This window comes from Leifsonia virtsii, from assembly GCF_030433675.1.
Lineage (GTDB): Bacteria > Actinomycetota > Actinomycetes > Actinomycetales > Microbacteriaceae > Leifsonia > Leifsonia virtsii.
In genome coordinates, this window is the sequence record NZ_JAROCB010000005.1 from 104,406 (window position 1) to 123,421 (window position 19,016).

Sequence of the window (19,016 nt, forward strand, 5' to 3'; positions counted from 1 at the left end):
GGCGACCGGGACCGCAGCCTAAGCTGGTGGGGTGAGTAAGGCCGACCTCAGCAAGCAGCCCGCCCAGGTCGCCGCCATGTTCGACCAGGTGTCGACGCGCTACGACAGGACGAACGCGGTCCTGTCGGCCGGGAACGCGGCGCTGTGGCGTGTGGCGACGACGCGAGCCGTCGCGCCGCGCGCGGGCGAGACGATCCTCGACGTCGCGGCGGGGACGGGCACCTCGAGCGCCTCGCTCGCGCGCAACGGCGCCTCCGTCGTCGCCGCCGACTTCTCCGAGGGCATGATCGAGGTGGGCCGCCGTCGTCAGGCGGACAACCCCTTCGTGCGCTTCGTGCAGGCCGACGCGACCGCGCTGCCGTTCGACGACGACTCGTTCGACGCGGTGACCGTCTCGTTCGGGCTGCGCAACATCGTCGATCCGAAGAAGGCGCTCGCCGAGTTCTACCGGGTGGTGCGCCCGGGCGGCCGGGTCGTGGTGTGCGAGTTCTCGCAGCCGCCGCTCGCGCCGATCCGCGCCGGGTACGCCGCCTACCTCAAGTACGGGATGCCGGTGCTCGCCCGCGTCGCCAGCTCCAACCCGGCCGCGTACGAGTACCTGATGGAGTCGATCCAGGCCTGGCCCGACCAGCAGGCGCTGGCCGGCTGGCTGCGAGAGGCGGGATTCGAGCGCGTCGCGTACCGAAACCTGACCGCGGGGATCGTGGCGCTTCATCGCGGGTTCAAGCCCGAGCGCGCCGTCGTCGAGGAGGCGCCGAAGGCCGCTCCTGCGGCTAAGCCGAAGGCCGCGTCGAAGCCCCGGACGGCGCCGAAGCCGAAGCCGAAGCCCGAGGCGGCTGCCGCATCCAATCCGAAGCCCGCCGCCGCGCCGAAGCCCTCTGCGAAGCCCGGAACGCAGGGGAAGGCCGCGCAGGCGAAGCCCGCGCAGCCGAAGGCCACCCAGCCGAAGCCCGCCGCCGCGCCGAAGCCGGCGTCGGCCTCGAAGCCGAAGCCCACCGCGACGCAGAAGCCCAAGCCGAAGCCGACCGATTCCGCATCCGCCGTCCCGTCCGAGGGGGAGTAGTGCCACGAAGTGTCCCGGCTGTTCGGCGACCGTCGCTGACCGGCCAACTGGGCTTCACCGAACGGATCTTCCTCCGCGGCCAGGACCGCGAGCTGGCGACCGCCGTCGACGACGGCCTGGCGCAGGTCGAAGAGGGCCTGCACCGCGAGATGCACTTCGCCGACAACCTGGCGGACGTCACCGCCCGCTACCTGCTCGAGGCGGGCGGCAAGCGGGTGCGGCCCATGCTCACGCTTCTCGCCGCCCAGCTGGGTGACGGCACCAACGCCGACGTCATCCAGGCCGCGGCCGCGGTCGAGATCACCCACCTCGCCTCGCTCTACCACGACGACGTCATGGACGACTCGCAGATGCGCCGAGGCGTTCCGAGCGCGCAGTTCGTCTGGGGCAACTCGGTGGCCGTCCTGACCGGAGACCTGCTGTTCGCGCGCGCGAGCAAGCTCGTCTCGGCGCTCGGAGAGCGGGCCATCCAGCTCCAGGCGGACACCTTCGAGCGGCTCTGCCTCGGCCAGCTGCACGAGACCATCGGACCGCGCGAGGACGAGGACCCGATCGAGCACTACATCCGCGTGCTCGAAGACAAGACCGGGTCGCTGATCGCCGTCGCCGCGCAGATGGGCGTCGTCTTCTCCAACGCCCCCGAGGAGTACGAGCAGCCGGTCGTCGTGTTCGGCGAGAAGATCGGCGTCGCCTTCCAGCTCATCGACGACGTGATCGACCTGTCGTCGCAGGGGGTCGCGGAGACCGGCAAGACGCCGGGCAACGACCTCCGTGCCGGCGTCGCGACGCTTCCCGTGCTGCGCCTGCGCGAGCGCGCGGCGGGCGACGCCGAGGCGGCGGCGCTTCTCGAACGGCTCGAACGGGACGTCATCGGCTCGGCCGAGGACGGCGAGGTCACCCCCGCCGCCATGGAGGCCATCGCCGCGCTGCGCGAGCACGACGTCACCCGGCAGACGCTGGAGGAGGCGCACCGCTGGGCCCGAGAGGCCGTCGAGGCGCTCGCACCCCTGCCGGACGGCGCGGTGAAGAAGGCGCTGGTCCGGTTCGCGGACACCATCGTCGAACGCTCCAGCTGAGCGACAAGCAACCCCAGAAGGAATCAACGCATGACCAAACTGCGACTGGCCATCGTCGGCGCCGGCCCGGCGGGCATCTACGCCGCCGACATCCTGCTGAAGGCGGAGCGGGGCTTCGACGTGTCGATCGACCTCTTCGAGCAGCTCCCCGCGCCCTACGGCCTCGTGCGCTACGGCGTCGCCCCCGACCACCCGCGCATCAAGGGCATCATCACCGCACTCCGCGAGGTGCTCGACCGCGGCGACATCCGCATCTTCGGCAACGTGGAGTTCGGCCGCGACATCACGCTGGACGACCTCAAGCGGCACTACAACGCCGTGATCTTCGCCACGGGCGCCGTACGCGACGCCGACCTCGAGATCCCCGGCGTCGAGCTGCACGGCTCGTACGGCGCGGCCGACTTCGTCAGCTGGTTCGACGGCCACCCCGACGTGCCGCGCACCTGGCCGCTGGAGGCGAAGTCGGTGGCCGTGATCGGCAACGGAAACGTCGCCCTCGACATCTCCCGGATGCTCGCGAAGCACGCCGACGACCTGCTGCCGACCGAGATCCCCGACAACGTCTACGAGGGCCTGAAGGCCTCGCCCGTCACCGACGTGCACGTCTTCGGCCGCCGCGGCCCGGCGCAGGTCAAGTTCACGCCGCTGGAGCTGCGCGAGCTCGGCGAACTGCGCGACGTCGACATGATCCTGTACGACGAGGACTTCGACTACGACGAGCAGTCGAAGGCCGCCATCGCCAGCAACAAGCAGGTCATGGTGATCGACCGGGTGCTGCAGCAGTGGCGGCAGCGCGAGGTCGGCAACGCCTCGCGCCGGCTGCACCTGCACTTCTACGCCAAGCCGCTCGAGGTGGTCGGCGACGAGCACGGGAACGTGCGCGCGCTGCGGTACGAGCGCACCGAGCCGGACGGCGAGGGCGGCGTGCGCGGCACCGGCGAGATCCGGGAGCTCGAGATCGACGCGCTCTACCGTGCGGTCGGCTACTTCGGCTCGCCGCTCCCCGGCATCCCGTTCGACCGGAAGCACGGCGTCATCCCGAACCACGAGGGCCAGGTGCTGCGCAAGGGCGACAACGAGCGCATGTACGGCGTCTACGCGACCGGGTGGATCAAGCGGGGCCCTGTCGGGCTCATCGGCCACACCAAGTCGGATGCCATGGAGACGATCAAGCATGTGATCAACGATCAGGGCAACTGGTGGTCGCCCGCAGACCCTTCCGAGGAATCTGTGGAGAACCTGCTGCGCGAGCGGGGTGTGGAGTACACGAACCTCGACGGCTGGCACAACCTCGACGCGTACGAGCAGGCGCTCGGCGCGGAGCGCGGCCGCGCGCGCATCAAGGTGGTCCCGCGCGACGAGATGGTGCGTGTGTCCAACTCCGAGACGGTCGCGAGCGGGCCCTCCGCCGAGTAGGCGGTAGCCTCGGGGCATGGCTCCCCGGCCCGAGTGGCGACCCGACATCCTCGGGGAGCACTTCGAGCAGCTCACGCTTCCGCTGCGCCCGGACGCCGAGGGCGACGTGGTGGCGACGCTGGTCCGCTACTCACCGCCGCCGCGGCTGCACCTGCACCGGGGGCCGGCGGCGGACGCCGACGTGCTGTACGTGCACGGCTGGTCGGACTACTTCTTCCAGACCGAGCTGGCCCGCTTCTGGCACGGCCAGGGCGCCCGGTTCCACGCGCTCGACCTGCGCAAGTACGGCCGCAGCCTCCGCGACGGCCAGACGCCCGGCTTCGTCGACGACCTCGCGGTGTACGACGAGGACATCGCGGCGGCCCTGGAGGCGATCGAGCACGGGGAGGGCGAGCAGCCGCGCCGGCGCCTCATCCTGCTCGGGCATTCGACCGGCGGTCTCACGCTCAGCCTGTGGGCCGACCGGCATCCGGGACGGGCGCACGCGCTCATCCTGAACAGCCCGTGGCTGGAGTTCCAGGCGCACTCCGCGGGCCGCGCGGCCCTGGCGCCGCTGATCGACCTGCACGCCCGGCTCGACCCGAAGGCGGCGATGCCGAACGTCGACCTCGGCTTCTACACCCGGACCGTCTCCCGCACGATGGACGGCGAGTGGGACTACGACCTGGCGTGGCGCCCGGTGCGCGGCTTCCGCGTGCACCCCGCATGGCTCACCGCCGTGCTCGCCGGTCACGCGCGAGTGGCCGCCGGGCTGCACATCGACGTACCGGTGCTGACCCTGCTGTCGGCGCGGTCGACGATCCTGCCCTACTGGACGCCGGCGATGCTCACCTCCGACGTCGTGCTCGTCGTGCGCGACATCGCCGAGCGTGCACTCGGCCTCGCCGGCGACGTGGCGGTGTCCTGGGTGCAGGACGCGCTGCACGACGTCTTCCTGTCGGCGCAGCCCGCGCGCACCGCCGCCTACGCCGCGATCGAGCGGTGGATGCGGGGCTACCTCAGCGCAGGTTGACGAACTGCAGCGCCACGTCGAGGTCCGCGTTCTTCAGCAGCGCCATGGTGGCCTGCAGGTCGTCGCGGCTCTTGGAGCTGACGCGGAGCTCGTCGCCCTGGATCTGCGACTTGACGCTCTTCGGCGCCTCGTCGCGGATGAGCTTGTTGATCTTCTTCGCGGCGTCCTGCTCGATTCCGTTCTTCAGCCCGACCTCGATGCGGAACTCCTTGCCGGAGGGGTAGGGCGCGCCGGTGTCGAGCGACTTGAGCGTGATCCCGCGCTTGATGAACTTCGACTCGAGCACCTCGAGCACGGCCTTCACGCGCTCCTCGGTGTTGGCCTTCAGGAGCACCTTCTCGCCGCTCCACTCGACGGAGGCGCCGACGTTCTTGAAGTCGTAGCGCTGGTCCACCTCTTTGCGGGCCTGGTTGACGGCGTTGTCCGCCTCCATCTTGTCGACCTTGCTGACGACGTCGAACGAGGAGTCTGCCATGGTGTCCGTCCTTCCCGGTTGAGCTCCCCTCCAGTCTACGAGGGCGGGCCGTGGGTGGCTCGGCCTCGCGACCGCGCCGCCGCGGAAGGAGTGCTGCTGCTCGACCCGGCGCGGATGTTCCGGGAGGCCGCAGTCGTGAGAGCGGAATGTAAAGAACCGGTAAGTCGTCTGCGGATCGCGCCCGAGCGGGCGGGGCTGCCGCCATGATGAGAGGGTGGGCGAGGACAGGGGCTTGGTGCTGGTCGTCGAGGACGAGCCGACCATCGCCGACCTCGAGCGGCTGTACCTCGCCGACGGTGGGTTCGGCGTCCACATCGAGCGCGACGGCGGCCGCGCCCTGGAGGCCGTCGCGCGACTTCGGCCGGTGGCGATCGTGCTCGACATCGGCATCCCCGGGATGGACGGGCTGGAGCTGTGCCGCACGCTGCGAGCCCGCGGCGACTGGACGCCCGTGGTCTTCGTCACCGCGCGCGACGACGAGGTCGACCGCATCCTGGGCCTGGAACTCGGCGCCGACGACTACCTGACGAAGCCGTTCTCGCCGCGCGAGCTCGTGGCGAGGGTGCGGGCGCTGATCCGCCGGGCCTCGGTGCCCAGCGGCGCGCCGGTGCGGACGATCGGAACGGTCGTGCTCGATCCCTTGCGGCGGAGGGTGGAGGTCGGCGGTGCGCGCGTAGAGCTCACGGCGACGGAGTTCGACCTGCTCGAGCACCTGATGTCGCAGCCGGGACGTGTCTTCACCCGCGAGCAGCTGCTCTCCTCCGTCTGGGGCGTGGCCGACTACAGCAGCAGCCGGACCGTCGACGTCCACGTGGCCCAGGTGCGCCTCAAGCTCGGTTCAGCCGCATCCGTCATCCACACCGTGCGCGGGGTCGGCTACAGCGCGGCCGAGCAGGAGGCGTGACGCGGTGAGCGCCGGACGGCCCTGGACCGCGTCCGTGACGGCCCGGATCATGCTCGGCACATTCGCGGTGAGCCTGATCGCGGTGGTGGTGACGGGCATCGTCGCCCTGCAGGTGGTGCAGGGCGTCGTCGAGAGCCAGGCGCGGCAGCAGCTGAAAGCGCAGGCGACCGCGCTGGTCGCCGCCCGGGCGACGGGGTCGCACCTGGCGGCGACGCGGCTGGCGGCGCTCGGCGACCGCTTCGCGGTGGTCGAGCCGGACGGGACGGTCACCGGGGCCGCGCGCTCGTCGGTGAGCGGCACGGTCGTCCGCGAGCTGCGCGCCGGCCGGGTGGTGTCCGGCACCACGACCCTGGGGGACAAGGATGCCGTGCTGGTGGGCATCCCCACCTCCGACGGCGGCGGCGTGGTCGGTGTGCGCAAGGTCGCCGACATCTCCGCCGCCAGCGCTGAGCTCATCCGCTGGCTGGCGCTCGCCCTGGTGCTCGGGCTCGCGGTCGCGTCGGTCGCGGGGGTCCTGCTGGCCCGGCGGCTGGGGCGACCGCTCACGCGCCTGGCCGGGAGCGCGCGTGAGCTGGCCTCCGGACGCCGCGGCGTGGCGATCGAGCGGGAGCCGGTGGCCGAGATCGAGGACATCGCGCAGGCGCTGCGCGGGCTCGACGCCGCGCTCTCGGTCAGCGAGGACCGGCAGCGCGAGTTCCTGCTCTCGGTGTCGCACGAGATCCGCACACCGCTCACCGCCATCCGGGGCTACGCCGAGGCGCTCGCGCACGGCGTCGTGCCGTCGGACGACATCGGGCGCGTCGGCGGTACCCTCACCGCCGAGGCGGACCGGCTTCGGCGCTTCCTCGACGATCTGCTGGAGCTGGCGCGGCTGGAGGCCGACGACTTCCGTCTCGACCCGCAGCACTTCGACGCGCGGGAGACCGTGGAGCGGGCGGTCGCGGCGTGGAGCGGGGTCGCCTCCCGTGCCGGCGTGCTGCTGCGCGAGGAGCTGCCCGGTCGCCCGGTCCCGGTCGACACCGACGAGTCGCGCCTGCGGCAGGTGGTCGACGGGCTGATCGAGAACGCCCTGCGGGTGACGCCGGAGGGCGCCCCGGTGGTCGTCTCCGTCTCCGCGGGCGACGGAGTGCGGGTCGGGGTGCGCGACGGGGGACCCGGGCTCACGGCGGAGGACACGGAGGTCGCCTTCGAGCGGGGAGAGCTGCACGCCCGTTACCGGGACGTGCGGCCGGTGGGCACCGGACTCGGGCTCTCGATCGCCCGCCGGCTCGTGGGCAGGCTCGGCGGAACGCTGGAGGTACGGCCGGCCCCGGAGGGCGGCGCGGCCTTCTCGGTCTCCTTACCGTCCTCTTACATTCCCCCGGCGGAGCGCTGACATCCCCCTGCGACGCTTCGGGTATGGACAACCACGACACCGAACCGTTCGACACCGAGCCCCTCGGAACCACGCCCGCGGCCCCGGCCGCGCCTGCTGCATCGCCGGCGCCCGCGACGGCGCCCGCATCCGCCCCCTCCTTCCTCCGTCGCCACGCGATCGGGGTCGGCATCGCCGCCGCCGTGCTGGCGGTGGTGGTCGTCGCCGGCGGGACGGCCTGGGGTGTGTCCGCGGCGGTGGCGAGCACGCAGCCGGCGGCCGTGGCGCCGGTCTCCGACAACACCGCCATGCACTCGACCGCGCACAAGAAGAAGGCGCACGCCAAGCGTGCAGAGCACGGAGCCGTCGGCACGCTGACGGCGGTGAACGGCGACAGCTGGACGATCAAGGCCGCCTCCGGGAAGACCCTCACGGTGAAGCTCACCTCGTCGACGGCGTTCGGCACCAAGAAGGCGCCGGCCACCCGCGACAGCTTCACGACCGGGAGCAGGATCGGCGTGCTCGGCAAGCGCTCGGGGGACACGGTCACGGCGACGCGCATCGTGCACGTCCCGCTGCGCGCGCACGCGGCGAAGGCGACGCCGACCCCCGCGCCGAGCGTCTGAGCGGGCGAACGTTCGAGGCCCGGGGTCGGCGCTCCCTGCCGGGTGCGCCCGACCCCGCCTTGACGCTGACGGCCGCCGTAGGGGAGGCTTAGGCAAGCCTTACCTGAGTCAGGAGACCCGACATGGCCGAACCCATCCCCTTCTCCGAGGCGCTGCGCGAACGCACCCGCGGCGTCCACCAGGAGAGCGAAGGCGCGGTCTTCATGCAGGACCTGATGAGCGGCAAGGGCTCGCGCGACGACTACATCGCGCTGCTGGCGCAGCACTACTTCATCTACGAGGCGCTGGAGGAGGCAGCCGTGGGGATGGCGGACGACCCGGTCGCCGCCCTGTTCATCAGCCCGAAGCTGACCCGGCTCCCCGCGATCGAGACCGACCTGGAGTTCCTCCTCGGCGCGGACTGGCGCGACCGCATCGCGCCGCTGCCGTCCACCATGCGCTACACCGCCCGCATCCGCGAGGTGGGCGCCGGCTGGCCGGGAGGGTTCATCGCGCACCACTACACGCGGTATCTCGGCGACCTGTCTGGCGGCCAGATCATCCGCACCCTGCTGCAGCGGCAGTACGGCTTCGACACGAACGGCGTCGGGTTCTACCTGTTCGCCGACATCGCCAAGCCGAAGCTGTTCAAGGACACCTACCGGTCGCAGCTGGATGCGGTGCAGTGGACAGAGGAGGAGCGCGACCGGGTCATCGGCGAGGTGGGGCTGGCGTTCCGCTTCAACACCGAGCTGTTCGACGACCTGGCGACCGCGAAGGCCGCCGCCTGAGCCTTCTTGTCCGGCGGCTCTAGACCACCTGCACGCCGTCGCGCCAAACTGCACGCACCCCGAAGTCGTCGTCGAGCAGCACGGCGTCCGCCGCGTAGCCGGGGACGAGTCGCCCGAGATCGTGGCCGCGGCCGACCGCTGCTGCAGGCGTCTCCGTGACGGCGCGCACCGCCTCGGCGACCGGGACGTCCGCCTCGCGCACGGTACGGCGCAGCGCGTCGTCGAGCGTGAGGGTGGAGCCGGCGATCGATCCGCCGCCCGCCAGCCGCGCGATGCCGCCGCGCACCTCGACCGCAAGGGAGCCGAGCACGTAGTCGCCGTCCTGCGAGCCCGCCGCGGCCATCGCGTCCGTCACCAGGGCCATGCGGCCTGGCGCAGAGGCGAACAGCATCCGCACGACCTCGGGATGGACGTGGACCCCGTCGCCGACGACCTCCAGCGTCACACCCGGGGTCCTCGCCGCGGCGGCGACCGGGCCCGGCGCGCGGTGGTGCAGCCCCGGCATGGCGTTGAAGGCGTGTGTCAGGATGCTCGCGCCCGCCTCGAATGCCGCGAGGGCCTGCGCGTAGTCGGCTCCGGTGTGTCCGACCGCGACGGCGACGCCCGCGTCCGCAAACGCGCGGACCGCGTCCATCCCTCCCGGCAGCTCAGGCGCGACCGTGATCTGACGCAGGGTGCCGCGCGCGGCCTCCAGCAGCGTGTCGATGTCGGCCCGGGTCGCAGGCCGCAGCAGCGACGGCTCGTGCGCGCCCTTGTGCCCGGCGTCGAGGAAGGGACCTTCCAGGTGCGAGCCGAGGATGCGCGGGTCGGACGCCATGAGGGCGGCGACCCCGCGCACGCGGCCGGCGAGCTCGGCGACCGAGGCGGTGACAAGCGAGATCACGGCGCGGGTGGTCCCGTGGCGCTGGTGCAGGTCGAGCCCGCGGGCGATCGACTCGCCGCCGTCGTCGAAGCTCGCGCCGACCCCGCCGTGCCCGTGGATGTCGACGAACCCGGCCGTGAGCCAGGCGCCTGCAGCGTCCGTCGTCGCCACCGCGGGCTCCGACCGCCAGGACGGGCCGGACCCGACCGCCGCAACGGCGCCACCGGAGAACCGCACCCAGGCGTCGTCGGCGACGGTGCCGCCGTCGACCAGCCGGGCCGAGTGGATGAGGTGGTCGCCGCCGGTCACGCGATGACCGCCGCTGTGCCGGCGTTCGCTCGTACCACTCTGTTCATCTGTGCCCCGTCTCCTCGTCGCGCGCTCCATCGTCTCATCCGGCGATGCCGGTCGGTCCGACGGGCCGCCGAGGAGGTCGCGGGCGCGCTCAGGCGGTCGCGCTCAGGCGGTCTGGGCGAGCTCGGCGTAGTAGGTGACGTGGCAGCCGTCGCCGCTGCACTCGACGCACACGGTGATCTCCTCGCTGTGCTGGAGGGGGTCGGCCCCCGTGCCGTCGCACCGTTCGCAAATCTCCAACGTTCTCATGCCCACGATTGTGCGCCCGACCACCGACATCGGCGGCAGGCGCCCCGGGGTGTCGCGATCGCGGCATCGGGCGCGCGGGATTCTGCCCACAGCAGAACCGACGACACCCTCTAGCGCGGGCCCACCCGCTCCGACATAGGCTGAGGCCATGCTTCTGCGGCACGCGATCGGGTCCGTGCTCCGCCGGATCAGGACGGAGCGCGGTACGACGCTGCGCCAGCTCTCCGAGGAGTCGCGGGTGTCCGTGCCCTACCTCTCCGAGATCGAGCGCGGCCGCAAGGAGGCCTCGTCCGAGATCCTCGCCGCGCTGTGCCGCGTGCTCGACGTCACGGAGGGCGAACTGCTCACCAGCGTCGCCGCCGAGTTCGCCGAGGCGCAGGTGCTCTCTCTGGTGCCGGAACGCGAGGCCGTCCCCGCGCCGCCGGAGCTTCATCCTGCAGCCGTGGAGCCCGGCATCGTGGCGCTCGCTGCCTGAACGCCCGCTGATTTCGTGTGCGGGCGCGCGTACGGCTATTCTTGTCTGGCGCCTTCGGTCACGAGAACACTGGTGGTCGGGAGCGCCAATGGCGAGTTACCCAAGCGGCCAAAGGGATCTGACTGTAAATCAGCTGTCTACGACTTCGGGGGTTCGAATCCCTCACTCGCCACCCTTTCACTGAGTCGCCCTCGGCCAACGGCCGGGGGCTTCTTGCTGTGGCGAGCGATCGAACGTTCGATTCTCCTGCTGGGCAGGCCTCCGTCGGAGATCTGGAGGCGGATCGCCCGAATCTCCGACGGAACCGGGAGCAGAGAGCCGGGAGCCGGGAGCCGGAGCGGCGCAGCCGCGCATCTGTCAGGCTGGGGGCATGACCTCCAACGCCGAGCTGCTCGAGATCGCCGCCACCATCGCCCGCCGGGCGGCCGCCTTCGCCCTGCAGCGCCGGCGCGACGGGGTCGAGATCGCGGCGTCCAAGTCGTCGCTGAGCGACATCGTCACGCGCGCCGACCGTGAGACCGAGCAGCTGATCCGGGATGCGCTGGCCGCCTCGCGCCCGCGCGACGGCTTCCTGGGCGAGGAGTCCGGCGGGGGCAGCAGCGACAGCGGACTCACCTGGGTCGTCGACCCGATCGACGGCACCGTCAACTACTTCTACGACATCCCGGCATGGGCCGTCAGCATCGCCGTGGTCGAGGGCGACCCCGACCCGGCGACCTGGCGCACGCTCGCCGGGGCGGTCGTGAACCCGGTGCTCGGCGAGGTGTTCACCGCCTATGCAGGCGGAGGGGCGCGCCTCAACGGGGAGCCCATCCACGTCAACGAGGGCGTGCTGCTGCCGCTGGCGCTGGTCGGCACCGGTTTCGGGTACGACGCCGGGGTGCGGAGGCGCCAGGCGGCCCTCGTCGGCGAGCTCATCGGCGAGGTGCGCGACATCCGCCGCATCGGGGCAGCATCCCTCGACCTGTGCGGCGTCGCCGCGGGCCGGCTCGACGCCTACTTCGAGCGCGGCCTGAATCCGTGGGACCACGCCGCCGGCGCCCTCATCGCGCAGGAGGCCGGCGCGCGCGTCAGCGGGCTCGGGGGAGGCCCGGCGGACAACCGCCTCATCGTGGCGGCCGCGCCGGACCTCTCCGACCAGCTTCACCCGCGCGTCGAGCCGTACTTCGCCGCGTGGGAGTGAGTACCCGCGACCTCAGACCAGCCAGACGGCCGTGTCGCGCGGCAGCAGCCCGTCCTCCAGGGCGCCGCTCGCCAGCACGATCTCGCCGGCGGGCAGGGTCACCGGGGTCGTCCCGAAGTTGACCACGACCGTGACGTCGCCGCTGCGGAACGCCAGCGTGTCGCCGCCGAGGTCGAGCCACTCCGGCGTGCCGAACGCCAGGTCGTGCGTCCGGCGCAGAGCCAGCGCATCCTGGTACATCGTCAGAGTCGAACCGGGCACACCCTCCTGCGACGATCGCGTGTACGCCGCCCAGCTCGCCGGCTGGGGGAGCCAGCTCGCAGCGGTCGGGCCGAAGCCGTACGACGCCTCCTCGCCCTCCCACGGGATCGGGACGCGGCAGCCGTCGCGGCCGTAGCGCTCCCCGTTGGTGCGGAACCAGGTCGGGTCCTGCCGCGCCTCGTCGGGCAGGTCGATCGCCTCCGGGAGGCCGAGCTCCTCACCCTGGTAGAGGTACGCGGAGCCGGGGAGCGCGAGCATCAGGGCCGTCGCCGCTCGGGCGCGGTGCAGCGCGAACGCCGGGTCGGGCAGGCCCTTGGTCTTCGGCCCGATGCCGTGGCCCTGGAGGTTGCCGGGCTGCAGCGCGAGCCGGGTCGCGTGCCGGACGACGTCGTGGTTGGACAGCACCCACGTGCTCGGGGCGCCAACGCTGCTGAACGCCGCGATGGAGCGGTCGATCACGCGGCGGAGCGCCGCCGCGTCCCACGGGGTCTCCAGGTAGGCGAAGTTGAACGTCTGCTGCATCTCGTCCGGGCGCACCCAGCGGGCCAGCTTGTCCAGCGGCTCCACCCAGGCCTCACCGCACAGCACGCGGTCGCCCTCGTACTCGTCGAGGACCTTGTGCCAGTCGCGGTAGATCGCGTGGACGCCGTCCTGCGCGAAGTACGGCGGCGTCGGCGGGTCTGCCTCGGCGTGCGCGGCGATCTCGGGCTCGAGCGGGACGCCGCCCATGCTGCCCATGTCGGCCGGCGGCGTGTAGTCGGGGAGGCCCGCCTCCTTGATCATGCCGTGCGCCACATCCACGCGGAAGCCGTCGACGCCGCGGTCCAGCCAGAAGCGCAGGACGCCGCGGAACTGCTCCCAGACCCACGGGTTCTCCCAGTCGAAGTCGGGCTGCGACTTGTCGAACAGGTGCAGGTACCACTGGCCGGGCGTCCCGTCGGCCTCGGCGATGCGGGTCCAGGCCGGTCCGCCGAAGATCGACTCCCAGTTGTTCGGCGGAAGCTCGCCGTTCTCGCCCTTGCCGTCGCGGAAGATGTACCGCGCGCGCTCCGGACTTCCGGGGGCAGCCGCCAGCGCCTCCTGGAACCAGACATGGTCGCTGGAGGAGTGGTTCGGGACGATGTCGATGATGACGCGCAGCCCGAGGCCGTGGGCCTCCGCGAGCATCCGGTCGAAGTCGGCGAGCGTCCCGAAGCGCGGGTCGACGTCGCGGTAGTCGGCGACGTCGTAGCCGGCGTCTCGCTGTGGCGAGCGGTAGAAGGGCGACAGCCAGACGGCGTCCACTCCGAGGGCGCGCAGCGCGGGGAGGCGGTGGGTGATGCCGGGGAGGTCGCCCATCCCGTCTCCGTCGGAATCGGCGAAGGATCGCGGATACACCTGGTAGATCACGGCGGAGCGCCACCACTCGCGGCCGGGGGCCGACGGCGTGAGCGCGGATTCGGGGGAGGGGGTGGATGCGATGGTGGTCACCTCGTGTTCGTCTCTCTTTCGGGGGTTTGCTGGCTTGCGGGGGTTCGCTGGCTTGCGGGGGTTCGCTGGCTTGCGGGGGTGTGCGGGGTCAGGGGTGGGCGGCGGTACTCGACCGCACGATCAGGTCGGCCGGTGCGATGTGGCCGGACGGCTGCGGGCGGCCGGGGGCGCTCGTCCGGGAGCGGTCGAGGGCGGCGAGCAGGAGCTCGGCGGCGCGCTCGCCCTGGCCGACGGGATGCTGCGCGACCGTGCTCAGGCCGAAGAACTCGGCGAGTGGATGGTCGTCGATGCCGATGATCGACACGTCTCCCGGCACCTGCAACCCGAGGTCGCGGGCGGCCAGGATCGCGCCGATCGCCATCTCGTCGGAGGCCGCGAAGATCGCGGTCGGCCGCTCGTGCGGGGTGCCGAGCAGCTGCTTCGCCGCGTCGTACCCGCCGGGGATGGTGAAGTCGGACGCGCGGTGCAGCCGTTCGTCGACCGGCAGGCCGGCCTCGCGAAGGGACTCCTCGTAGCCGAGCCGGCGGCTGGTCGGGATGTGGAAGTCGAGGTCGAACTCATGCGACCCGCCGATGTGCGCGATCCGGCGATGCCCGAGAGAGACCAGGTGGTCGGTCGCCAGGCGGGCGACGGCGACGTCGTCGATGGTGAGGGTGCTGACGCCGGGGAGCGGGCCGCCGACCCCGACCACGGGCTTGCCGATCGCGAGCAGGCGGCTCAGCTCGTCCTCGGCGAGTTCGAGGGAGACGGTGAAGACGGCGTCCACCCGATTGCGGAGCAGGTTGTGCTCGAAGACGCGCCGCCGCTCCTCGCCGTCGCCGCTGAGGTTGTACAGGGTGAGGTCGTAGCCGCTGCGCAGCAGCACCCGCTCCGCGCCCTCGATCACCGAGGTGAAGAACCAGCGGTTGAGGTGCGGGACGACGGCGCCGATGTTGCGGGTGCGGCCGGAGGCGAGGCTCGAGGCGTCGGAGGAGACGACGTACCCGAGGTCGGACGCCGCCTGCACGACGCGCGCCTTGGTCTTCTGCGAGACGGGCCCGTTGCCGCTCAGCGCGCGCGAGACGGTGGCCGTCGAGACGCCGGCGAGGCGCGCGACGTCGTCGATGCCGGGCATGCCACCTCCTGGAGCGTCCGCGGTGGAAGCGCTTGCGACCGCCGGTGCCGGGCGTGTCGCCGGGCACACGGGGAGTATAGCGAGTCGGGTGGAAGCGTTTGCAGTCAGTGACTGCGGTACGGCGTCACGTTTGCGCGTGCGCGCGCGGGCGCAGACGTGACGGGAGGCAGCAGTCCGCGGGTCAGCGCCAGTGTGCCGGCTGGTCCAGGGTCGCGGGGAGGCGGGTGCGGGCGTCGCCGGCGGCGGCGTTCACCTGCGACTGCGCGAGGTAGATCGCCTCGTGCAGGTCTGCGCCGTCCAGGCGGGCGTCGCGCAGGTCGGCGCCGATGAGCTCCGCGCGGGACAGGTCGGCATCGCGGAGGTCGGCGGCGATGAGCAGGGCGCCGCGCAGCTCCGCTCCGCGCAGATCGGCCCGGCGCAGGTCGGCGCCCATGAGGTCGGCTCCCGGCTGGATGCGCGACCGAGCCACCCGGCCGCGTCCCGAGCCGATCGGGCCCGCGCCGACCGGGCCGGACTCGCGGGTGAGGCGGGCGGCGTCCCGCAGCAACTGGGCGGCGGGCGCGCGCAGCTGCTCGAGGTCGGCGGCGACGATCTCGGCGGCGGGCGCCTGCGCCAGCGAACGGACTGCGGCACGCGCCTGGCGGAGGGCGGGATGGAGGTGAGCGGCGGCCGGAAGCGCGAGGGCGTCCTCCAGGTACCAGAGCAACTCGTGCAGCTGGCGCATGATCGGGAAGGTCGCGAACATACCGGAGCGGGTATCGGCGTCGTCGCGCCAGCTGCGCCCGCCGAAGGTGTGCTGGGTCACCTGCTGGCCCGCGCCGAAGCAGTCGAACACCGTGCAGCCCTTGAACCCACGGTCCCGCAGCTGCGGGTGGATGCGGCAGCGGTCGTCGTGGTCGAGGTTGACGCACGGATCGCCCGCGGGCTTGTCGAACGCGAAGTCGGCGGAGCGGGCGAAGGCGAGCGCGACGCAGCAGAGGCCGACGCAGCGGGAGCAGTCGGCTCTCAGCTCGCGGCGGGGATCCTCGGCGGTGCGCACCCGTCCACAGTACGGGCCGACGCCGACCTTTCCACATCTTCAGGGAGAGCCGGAATAGCGCCGGGAGGGCCGCGTTAGCGTGGAAGAGGAACAAACGAAGGAGATCACGCATGACTGCACCCCGCCGCACGATCGGCTCGTCCGACCTCGAGGTCTACCCGCTCTCGCTGGGTGGCAACGTCTTCGGCTGGACGGCCGACCGCCAGACCTCGTTCGACGTGCTCGACGCCTACACCGGCGCCGGGGGCAACTTCGTCGACACCGCAGACGGCTACTCCGCCTGGGTTCCGGGCAACACCGGCGGCGACTCGGAGCGCATCCTCGGCGAGTGGTTCGACGCGCGCGGCAACCGCGATCAGGTCGTGCTCGCCACCAAGGTGAGCCAGCACCCCGACTTCAAGGGGCTCGCGGCCGACAACGTCCGCCGCGCGGCCGACGCGTCGCTCGAGCGCCTGCGCTCCGACTACATCGACCTCTACTACGCGCACTTCGATGACGAGACGGTGCCGCTGGAGGAGACCGTCGCCGCCCTCTCCGGGCTGGTCGACGCGGGGAAGGTCCGCTACATCGGCATCTCGAACTATTCGCCCGAGCGCATCGAGGAGTGGTTCCGGATCACCGAGCGCGAGGGCCTCCACCGCGCCGTCGCACTGCAGCCGCACTACAACCTGGTGGAGCGCGGCTACGAGTCCGCGTACCGGCCGATCGCAGAGCGCGAAGGCCTCGGCGTCATGCCTTACTTCGCCCTCGCCGCGGGCTTCCTCACCGGCAAGTACCGCGACGGCGTGACGGTCGACAGCGCCCGTGCCGGCGGCGCCTCGAAGTACCTCGACGAGACCGGTCGCGCCGTCCTGGCCGCCCTCGACGAGGTGGCGGCCGCGCACGGCGCGTCCGTCGCCACCGTCGCCCTTGCGTGGCTCGCCGCTCAGCCGACCATCACGGCCCCGATCGCGAGCGCCCGCACGCTGGAGCAGCTGCCCGACCTGCTGGCCTCCGTCGAGCTGCAGCTGTCCGCCGCCGAGCTCGCCGCCCTCGACGGGGCCTCAGCCGCCGCCAAGGCCGCCTGACGCTCGGCGCACATCCGGCCGCCCGTCGCGGCCGGCCGCGTGCCGCAACATCCATAGGTCGCAACACGCCGTTTCGACGCCCGCATAACGGCGTGTTGCGCCCCATGGATGCGCCACCCGCGCGTGGTTCGGAGCACCCGGCCGCAGATGGTATCCTCGTACGGTTGCCGAAAACGGCCGGTCCTCTGGCCGGCGCCGGCTCCGCCCCCTTAGCTCATTGGTAGAGCACTTCCTTGGTAAGGAAGAGGTAGTGGGTCCGATTCCCACAGGGGGCTCCGTCTCCCCGTCTCGCGACGCGTCGCACGACGAGGGGATGCCACGGCGGGGTAGCTCAGGTGGTTAGAGCACACGGCTCATAATCGTGGTGTCGCGGGTTCGAGTCCCGCCCTCGCTACAGTCCTTGAAACACTGGAACGGCGGCTGTTGAACAGCCGCCGTTCTCTGGTTTCCGGAGCAATGTGGACACAGTTTGGACACTCTCCGAATCGCCCGGACTGACTCTGGTCACTTCTGGTGACCGTCGCGAATCGTTGAACGAGACGAGGGGCTGGGCGGGGTTGTCTACGCCATCATCCGTCTCCGCGGACGTGGAAGATGAACCGTGGCGTGTCGTCATCGGTCGTCTCACTCGCGCGGGTCGTGTATCGGAAGATGGGCGTGGATCACGGTGCCCGCGGGCCCTGTGTGGAGTTCGAATATGCCCTCTGCTGCTTCGACTCTGTCGCGCATCCCGATTACGCCTGTGCCCCTTTGAAGGTCGGCGCCCCCGATGCCGTTGTCCTGCACCGCGATGCTCAATTCAGACCCCGCGATAGATACCGCGACCGATGCAGTTGAGGCGTGCGCGTGCTTGGTCACGTTCGTCAGCGCTTCGGCGACGATGAAATAGGCGGTCGTCTCCAACTCGACTGGCAGACGGCTCGGCGTCACATCGAGAGCGACCTTCAGGCTCATCTCCGCGACGAGCGACTCGATGGCCGTGCGCAAGCCCGCTGTGGAGAGCACGGCCGGGAGGACACCGTGTACGACATCGCGGAGTTCCTCGTTGGCGGCCTCCGCATGGCGGAGTGATTCTTCGATCAGCTCCCAGGCCTCATCGGGATCCCGGAGGCGCACGTCGCGAGCGAGCTTGAGCGCGATGATCGTGTGAACAAGTCGCTGCTGCGCGGTGTCATGGATGTCGCGTTGCAGTTGACGGCGCGCTTGGTCGGCGGTTGCGATGACCCGGGCGCGGGACGCCAGCAGCTGGGCCTTGTTGCGGTCGTTGGCGAGGGCCAGACCGATCAAGTCGGCGAATCCGCTGATCTCTGGTCGAAATTCCGCGTTCTCGACACGATCAGTCGGGTCGGGGACGATTACCAGCGAACCCCACGGGAGCTCTTCGACGGTGATGGGGGCGGAAACCACGGGCTGGGTCTCAGGTGACGGTTTGTCGCCGGGGGCACCAAGCGGAACAACCTGGACATCTGTCACCCCGTATTGAGCTTTGACCTCTTCGCTCACGCTAGCCAGCAGCTCGGCGAGCGGAGCGCCGCGGGCGACGAGTGTTGCGATACGGCGCAAGGCCGTCTGTTGTTGCGCGATCTGTGCGGCTTCGAATCGGGAGGGGATCCGTATGGAGCCAAAACGGTCGGTCGGAGCGGAGTTGTAGAAGCTGTGCAACGACGTGATTCGTCCACCCTGGACCGTAAGCACTTCCATGACCAGCCCGTCGAGCTGCCAGTCCACCTGATCTGGTTGGAACTCCTGGAGGGCGCGGAAACGGTACTCGATCACAACCGTTTCATCGCTGGCCGCGGCAACGACACGGTCTACCAGTCCCATGCCCGGAAACTGTTCGAGGAATCGCTCTGTGTAGAACATGGCGGCATCGGCCCCGAACAGTTCTCCGCCGTCGATGCGGTACCGAATCTCAGGGGAGATCAGTGCTCGCATCTGGGTGAAATCGCGGGCATTGAACGCGTCGTAGTAACGCTCCGCGACGAGCGCAGGCGAGCCACGTACAGCCCCGTCAGTCATCACCCCACCCTCGCAGCAGATGCCGAAGTCTATCTCTCGCAGGTTGCACTGAGCTATCGAGCCCGCTGAACCATGGGGGAACTTCTCGACGACTTCCCGCTCGCTGTACTGGCAAGGCAGCGGCTGCCCGAATGAGAGCGCGGCTGGGCAACAACGCATGGCCGTAGGGTTTGCCGGAAAAGTTCTCCTACAGTCCCCAGAGTCGCGGTCTCAGCCGCGGCGCAATC

At 71.2% G+C, this 19,016-nt stretch carries 18 protein-coding genes and 3 tRNA genes; 14 read left to right on the plus strand and 7 right to left on the minus strand.

Annotation, left to right across the window (positions count from 1 at the left end; all coding sequences use genetic code 11):
* Positions 1–31: 31 nt before the first annotated feature.
* From P5G59_RS17395 to P5G59_RS17410, 4 genes are read left to right on the plus strand one after another with little or no spacing between them, the layout of a single operon-like run.
* Complete coding sequence (locus P5G59_RS17395) at positions 32–1,063, plus strand: class I SAM-dependent methyltransferase (RefSeq protein ID WP_301220276.1); 1,032 nt, start codon at positions 32–34, stop codon at positions 1,061–1,063.
* Positions 1,063–2,139 (plus strand): polyprenyl synthetase family protein, encoded by a 1,077-nt coding sequence (locus P5G59_RS17400; RefSeq protein ID WP_301220277.1) that lies wholly within the window; start codon positions 1,063–1,065, stop codon positions 2,137–2,139. The genes P5G59_RS17395 and P5G59_RS17400 overlap by 1 nt, the downstream gene beginning before the upstream one ends.
* A gap of 30 nt (positions 2,140–2,169) precedes the next feature.
* Complete coding sequence (locus tag P5G59_RS17405; protein ID WP_301220278.1) at positions 2,170–3,555, plus strand: FAD-dependent oxidoreductase; 1,386 nt, start codon at positions 2,170–2,172, stop codon at positions 3,553–3,555.
* Between the two features lie 16 nt (positions 3,556–3,571).
* The gene (locus P5G59_RS17410) at positions 3,572–4,567 is read left to right on the plus strand and encodes an alpha/beta hydrolase (RefSeq protein WP_301220279.1); all 996 of its coding nucleotides are present in this window, start codon (positions 3,572–3,574) and stop codon (positions 4,565–4,567) included.
* Here the strand turns inward: P5G59_RS17410 and P5G59_RS17415 are convergent.
* On the minus strand, positions 4,554–5,042 hold the full coding sequence (locus P5G59_RS17415; RefSeq protein ID WP_301220280.1) for a YajQ family cyclic di-GMP-binding protein: 489 nt from the start codon (positions 5,040–5,042) through the stop codon (positions 4,554–4,556). The two genes, P5G59_RS17410 and P5G59_RS17415, sit on opposite strands and share 14 nt — an antisense overlap.
* Positions 5,043–5,256: 214 nt before the next feature.
* Between P5G59_RS17415 and P5G59_RS17420 the strand changes: the two genes are divergently transcribed.
* The 4 genes from P5G59_RS17420 (at position 5,257) to P5G59_RS17435 (ending at position 8,696) form a co-directional block, all read left to right on the plus strand.
* Positions 5,257–5,946, plus strand: a complete 690-nt coding sequence (locus P5G59_RS17420; RefSeq protein WP_301220281.1) for a response regulator transcription factor — start codon at positions 5,257–5,259, stop codon at positions 5,944–5,946.
* Between the two features lie 4 nt (positions 5,947–5,950).
* On the plus strand, positions 5,951–7,321 hold the full coding sequence (locus P5G59_RS17425; RefSeq protein WP_301220282.1) for a HAMP domain-containing sensor histidine kinase: 1,371 nt from the start codon (positions 5,951–5,953) through the stop codon (positions 7,319–7,321).
* A gap of 23 nt (positions 7,322–7,344) precedes the next feature.
* Positions 7,345–7,926: a DUF5666 domain-containing protein gene (locus P5G59_RS17430; protein ID WP_301220283.1), complete on the plus strand. Its 582-nt coding sequence runs from the start codon at positions 7,345–7,347 to the stop codon at positions 7,924–7,926.
* 122 nt (positions 7,927–8,048) lie between these two features.
* The gene (locus P5G59_RS17435; protein ID WP_301220284.1) at positions 8,049–8,696 is read left to right on the plus strand and encodes a biliverdin-producing heme oxygenase; all 648 of its coding nucleotides are present in this window, start codon (positions 8,049–8,051) and stop codon (positions 8,694–8,696) included.
* Positions 8,697–8,715: 19 nt separating this feature from the next.
* On the opposite strand, the gene nagA is transcribed toward P5G59_RS17435, so the two are convergent.
* Positions 8,716–9,867: an N-acetylglucosamine-6-phosphate deacetylase gene (nagA, locus tag P5G59_RS17440; protein WP_301220285.1), complete on the minus strand. Its 1,152-nt coding sequence runs from the start codon at positions 9,865–9,867 to the stop codon at positions 8,716–8,718.
* Between the two features lie 150 nt (positions 9,868–10,017).
* Entirely contained in the window at positions 10,018–10,161 is a 144-nt protein-coding gene (locus P5G59_RS17445; RefSeq protein ID WP_301220286.1) for a hypothetical protein, read from the minus strand.
* 148 nt (positions 10,162–10,309) lie between these two features.
* Between P5G59_RS17445 and P5G59_RS17450 the strand changes: the two genes are divergently transcribed.
* From P5G59_RS17450 to P5G59_RS17460, 3 genes are all read left to right on the plus strand, one after another.
* On the plus strand, positions 10,310–10,636 hold the full coding sequence (locus P5G59_RS17450) for a helix-turn-helix domain-containing protein (protein ID WP_301220287.1): 327 nt from the start codon (positions 10,310–10,312) through the stop codon (positions 10,634–10,636).
* A 90-nt stretch (positions 10,637–10,726) separates the two neighbouring features.
* Positions 10,727–10,808 (plus strand) — tRNA-Tyr (locus P5G59_RS17455).
* Positions 10,809–11,006: 198 nt separating this feature from the next.
* Positions 11,007–11,819, plus strand: a complete 813-nt coding sequence (locus P5G59_RS17460) for an inositol monophosphatase family protein (RefSeq protein WP_301220288.1) — start codon at positions 11,007–11,009, stop codon at positions 11,817–11,819.
* A gap of 12 nt (positions 11,820–11,831) precedes the next feature.
* Here the strand turns inward: P5G59_RS17460 and P5G59_RS17465 are convergent, their stop codons facing one another.
* From P5G59_RS17465 to P5G59_RS17475, 3 genes are all read right to left on the minus strand, one after another.
* A complete protein-coding gene (locus P5G59_RS17465; RefSeq protein ID WP_301220289.1) occupies positions 11,832–13,550 on the minus strand; it encodes a glycoside hydrolase family 13 protein in 1,719 nt (572 codons plus the stop codon).
* A gap of 88 nt (positions 13,551–13,638) precedes the next feature.
* Positions 13,639–14,664 (minus strand): LacI family DNA-binding transcriptional regulator, encoded by a 1,026-nt coding sequence (locus P5G59_RS17470; protein WP_301220290.1) that lies wholly within the window; start codon positions 14,662–14,664, stop codon positions 13,639–13,641.
* A 181-nt stretch (positions 14,665–14,845) separates the two neighbouring features.
* On the minus strand, positions 14,846–15,703 hold the full coding sequence (locus P5G59_RS17475) for a pentapeptide repeat-containing protein (protein WP_301220291.1): 858 nt from the start codon (positions 15,701–15,703) through the stop codon (positions 14,846–14,848).
* A gap of 110 nt (positions 15,704–15,813) precedes the next feature.
* Here P5G59_RS17475 and P5G59_RS17480 point away from each other — a divergent pair, with 110 nt between their 5' ends.
* The 3 genes from P5G59_RS17480 (at position 15,814) to P5G59_RS17490 (ending at position 17,164) form a co-directional block, all read left to right on the plus strand.
* Positions 15,814–16,770, plus strand: coding sequence for an aldo/keto reductase (locus P5G59_RS17480; protein WP_301220292.1), 957 nt, complete (start codon positions 15,814–15,816; stop codon positions 16,768–16,770).
* A 203-nt stretch (positions 16,771–16,973) separates the two neighbouring features.
* Positions 16,974–17,045, plus strand: a tRNA-Thr gene (locus P5G59_RS17485).
* A gap of 45 nt (positions 17,046–17,090) precedes the next feature.
* Positions 17,091–17,164: transfer RNA gene (locus tag P5G59_RS17490), tRNA-Met, on the plus strand.
* Between the two features lie 230 nt (positions 17,165–17,394).
* On the opposite strand, the gene P5G59_RS17495 is transcribed toward P5G59_RS17490, so the two are convergent.
* Positions 17,395–18,789 (minus strand): nuclear transport factor 2 family protein, encoded by a 1,395-nt coding sequence (locus P5G59_RS17495; protein WP_301220293.1) that lies wholly within the window; start codon positions 18,787–18,789, stop codon positions 17,395–17,397.
* Positions 18,790–19,016: the final 227 nt, after the last annotated feature.

What these genes read in the sequence shown, in the direction of transcription:
- P5G59_RS17405 (WP_301220278.1), top strand. Translation starts at nt 2,170, where the DNA reads ATGACCAAACTGCGACTGGCCATCGTCGGCGCCGGCCCGGCGGGCATC.
- P5G59_RS17415 (WP_301220280.1), bottom strand. Translation starts at nt 5,042, where the DNA reads ATGGCAGACTCCTCGTTCGACGTCGTCAGCAAGGTCGACAAGATGGAG.
- P5G59_RS17435 (WP_301220284.1), top strand. Translation starts at nt 8,049, where the DNA reads ATGGCCGAACCCATCCCCTTCTCCGAGGCGCTGCGCGAACGCACCCGC.
- P5G59_RS17445 (WP_301220286.1), bottom strand. Translation starts at nt 10,161, where the DNA reads ATGAGAACGTTGGAGATTTGCGAACGGTGCGACGGCACGGGGGCCGAC.
- P5G59_RS17430 (WP_301220283.1), top strand. Translation starts at nt 7,345, where the DNA reads ATGGACAACCACGACACCGAACCGTTCGACACCGAGCCCCTCGGAACC.
- P5G59_RS17480 (WP_301220292.1), top strand. Translation starts at nt 15,814, where the DNA reads ATGACTGCACCCCGCCGCACGATCGGCTCGTCCGACCTCGAGGTCTAC.
- P5G59_RS17410 (WP_301220279.1), top strand. Translation starts at nt 3,572, where the DNA reads ATGGCTCCCCGGCCCGAGTGGCGACCCGACATCCTCGGGGAGCACTTC.
- P5G59_RS17450 (WP_301220287.1), top strand. Translation starts at nt 10,310, where the DNA reads ATGCTTCTGCGGCACGCGATCGGGTCCGTGCTCCGCCGGATCAGGACG.
- P5G59_RS17460 (WP_301220288.1), top strand. Translation starts at nt 11,007, where the DNA reads ATGACCTCCAACGCCGAGCTGCTCGAGATCGCCGCCACCATCGCCCGC.
- P5G59_RS17470 (WP_301220290.1), bottom strand. Translation starts at nt 14,664, where the DNA reads ATGCCCGGCATCGACGACGTCGCGCGCCTCGCCGGCGTCTCGACGGCC.
- P5G59_RS17495 (WP_301220293.1), bottom strand. Translation starts at nt 18,789, where the DNA reads ATGACTGACGGGGCTGTACGTGGCTCGCCTGCGCTCGTCGCGGAGCGT.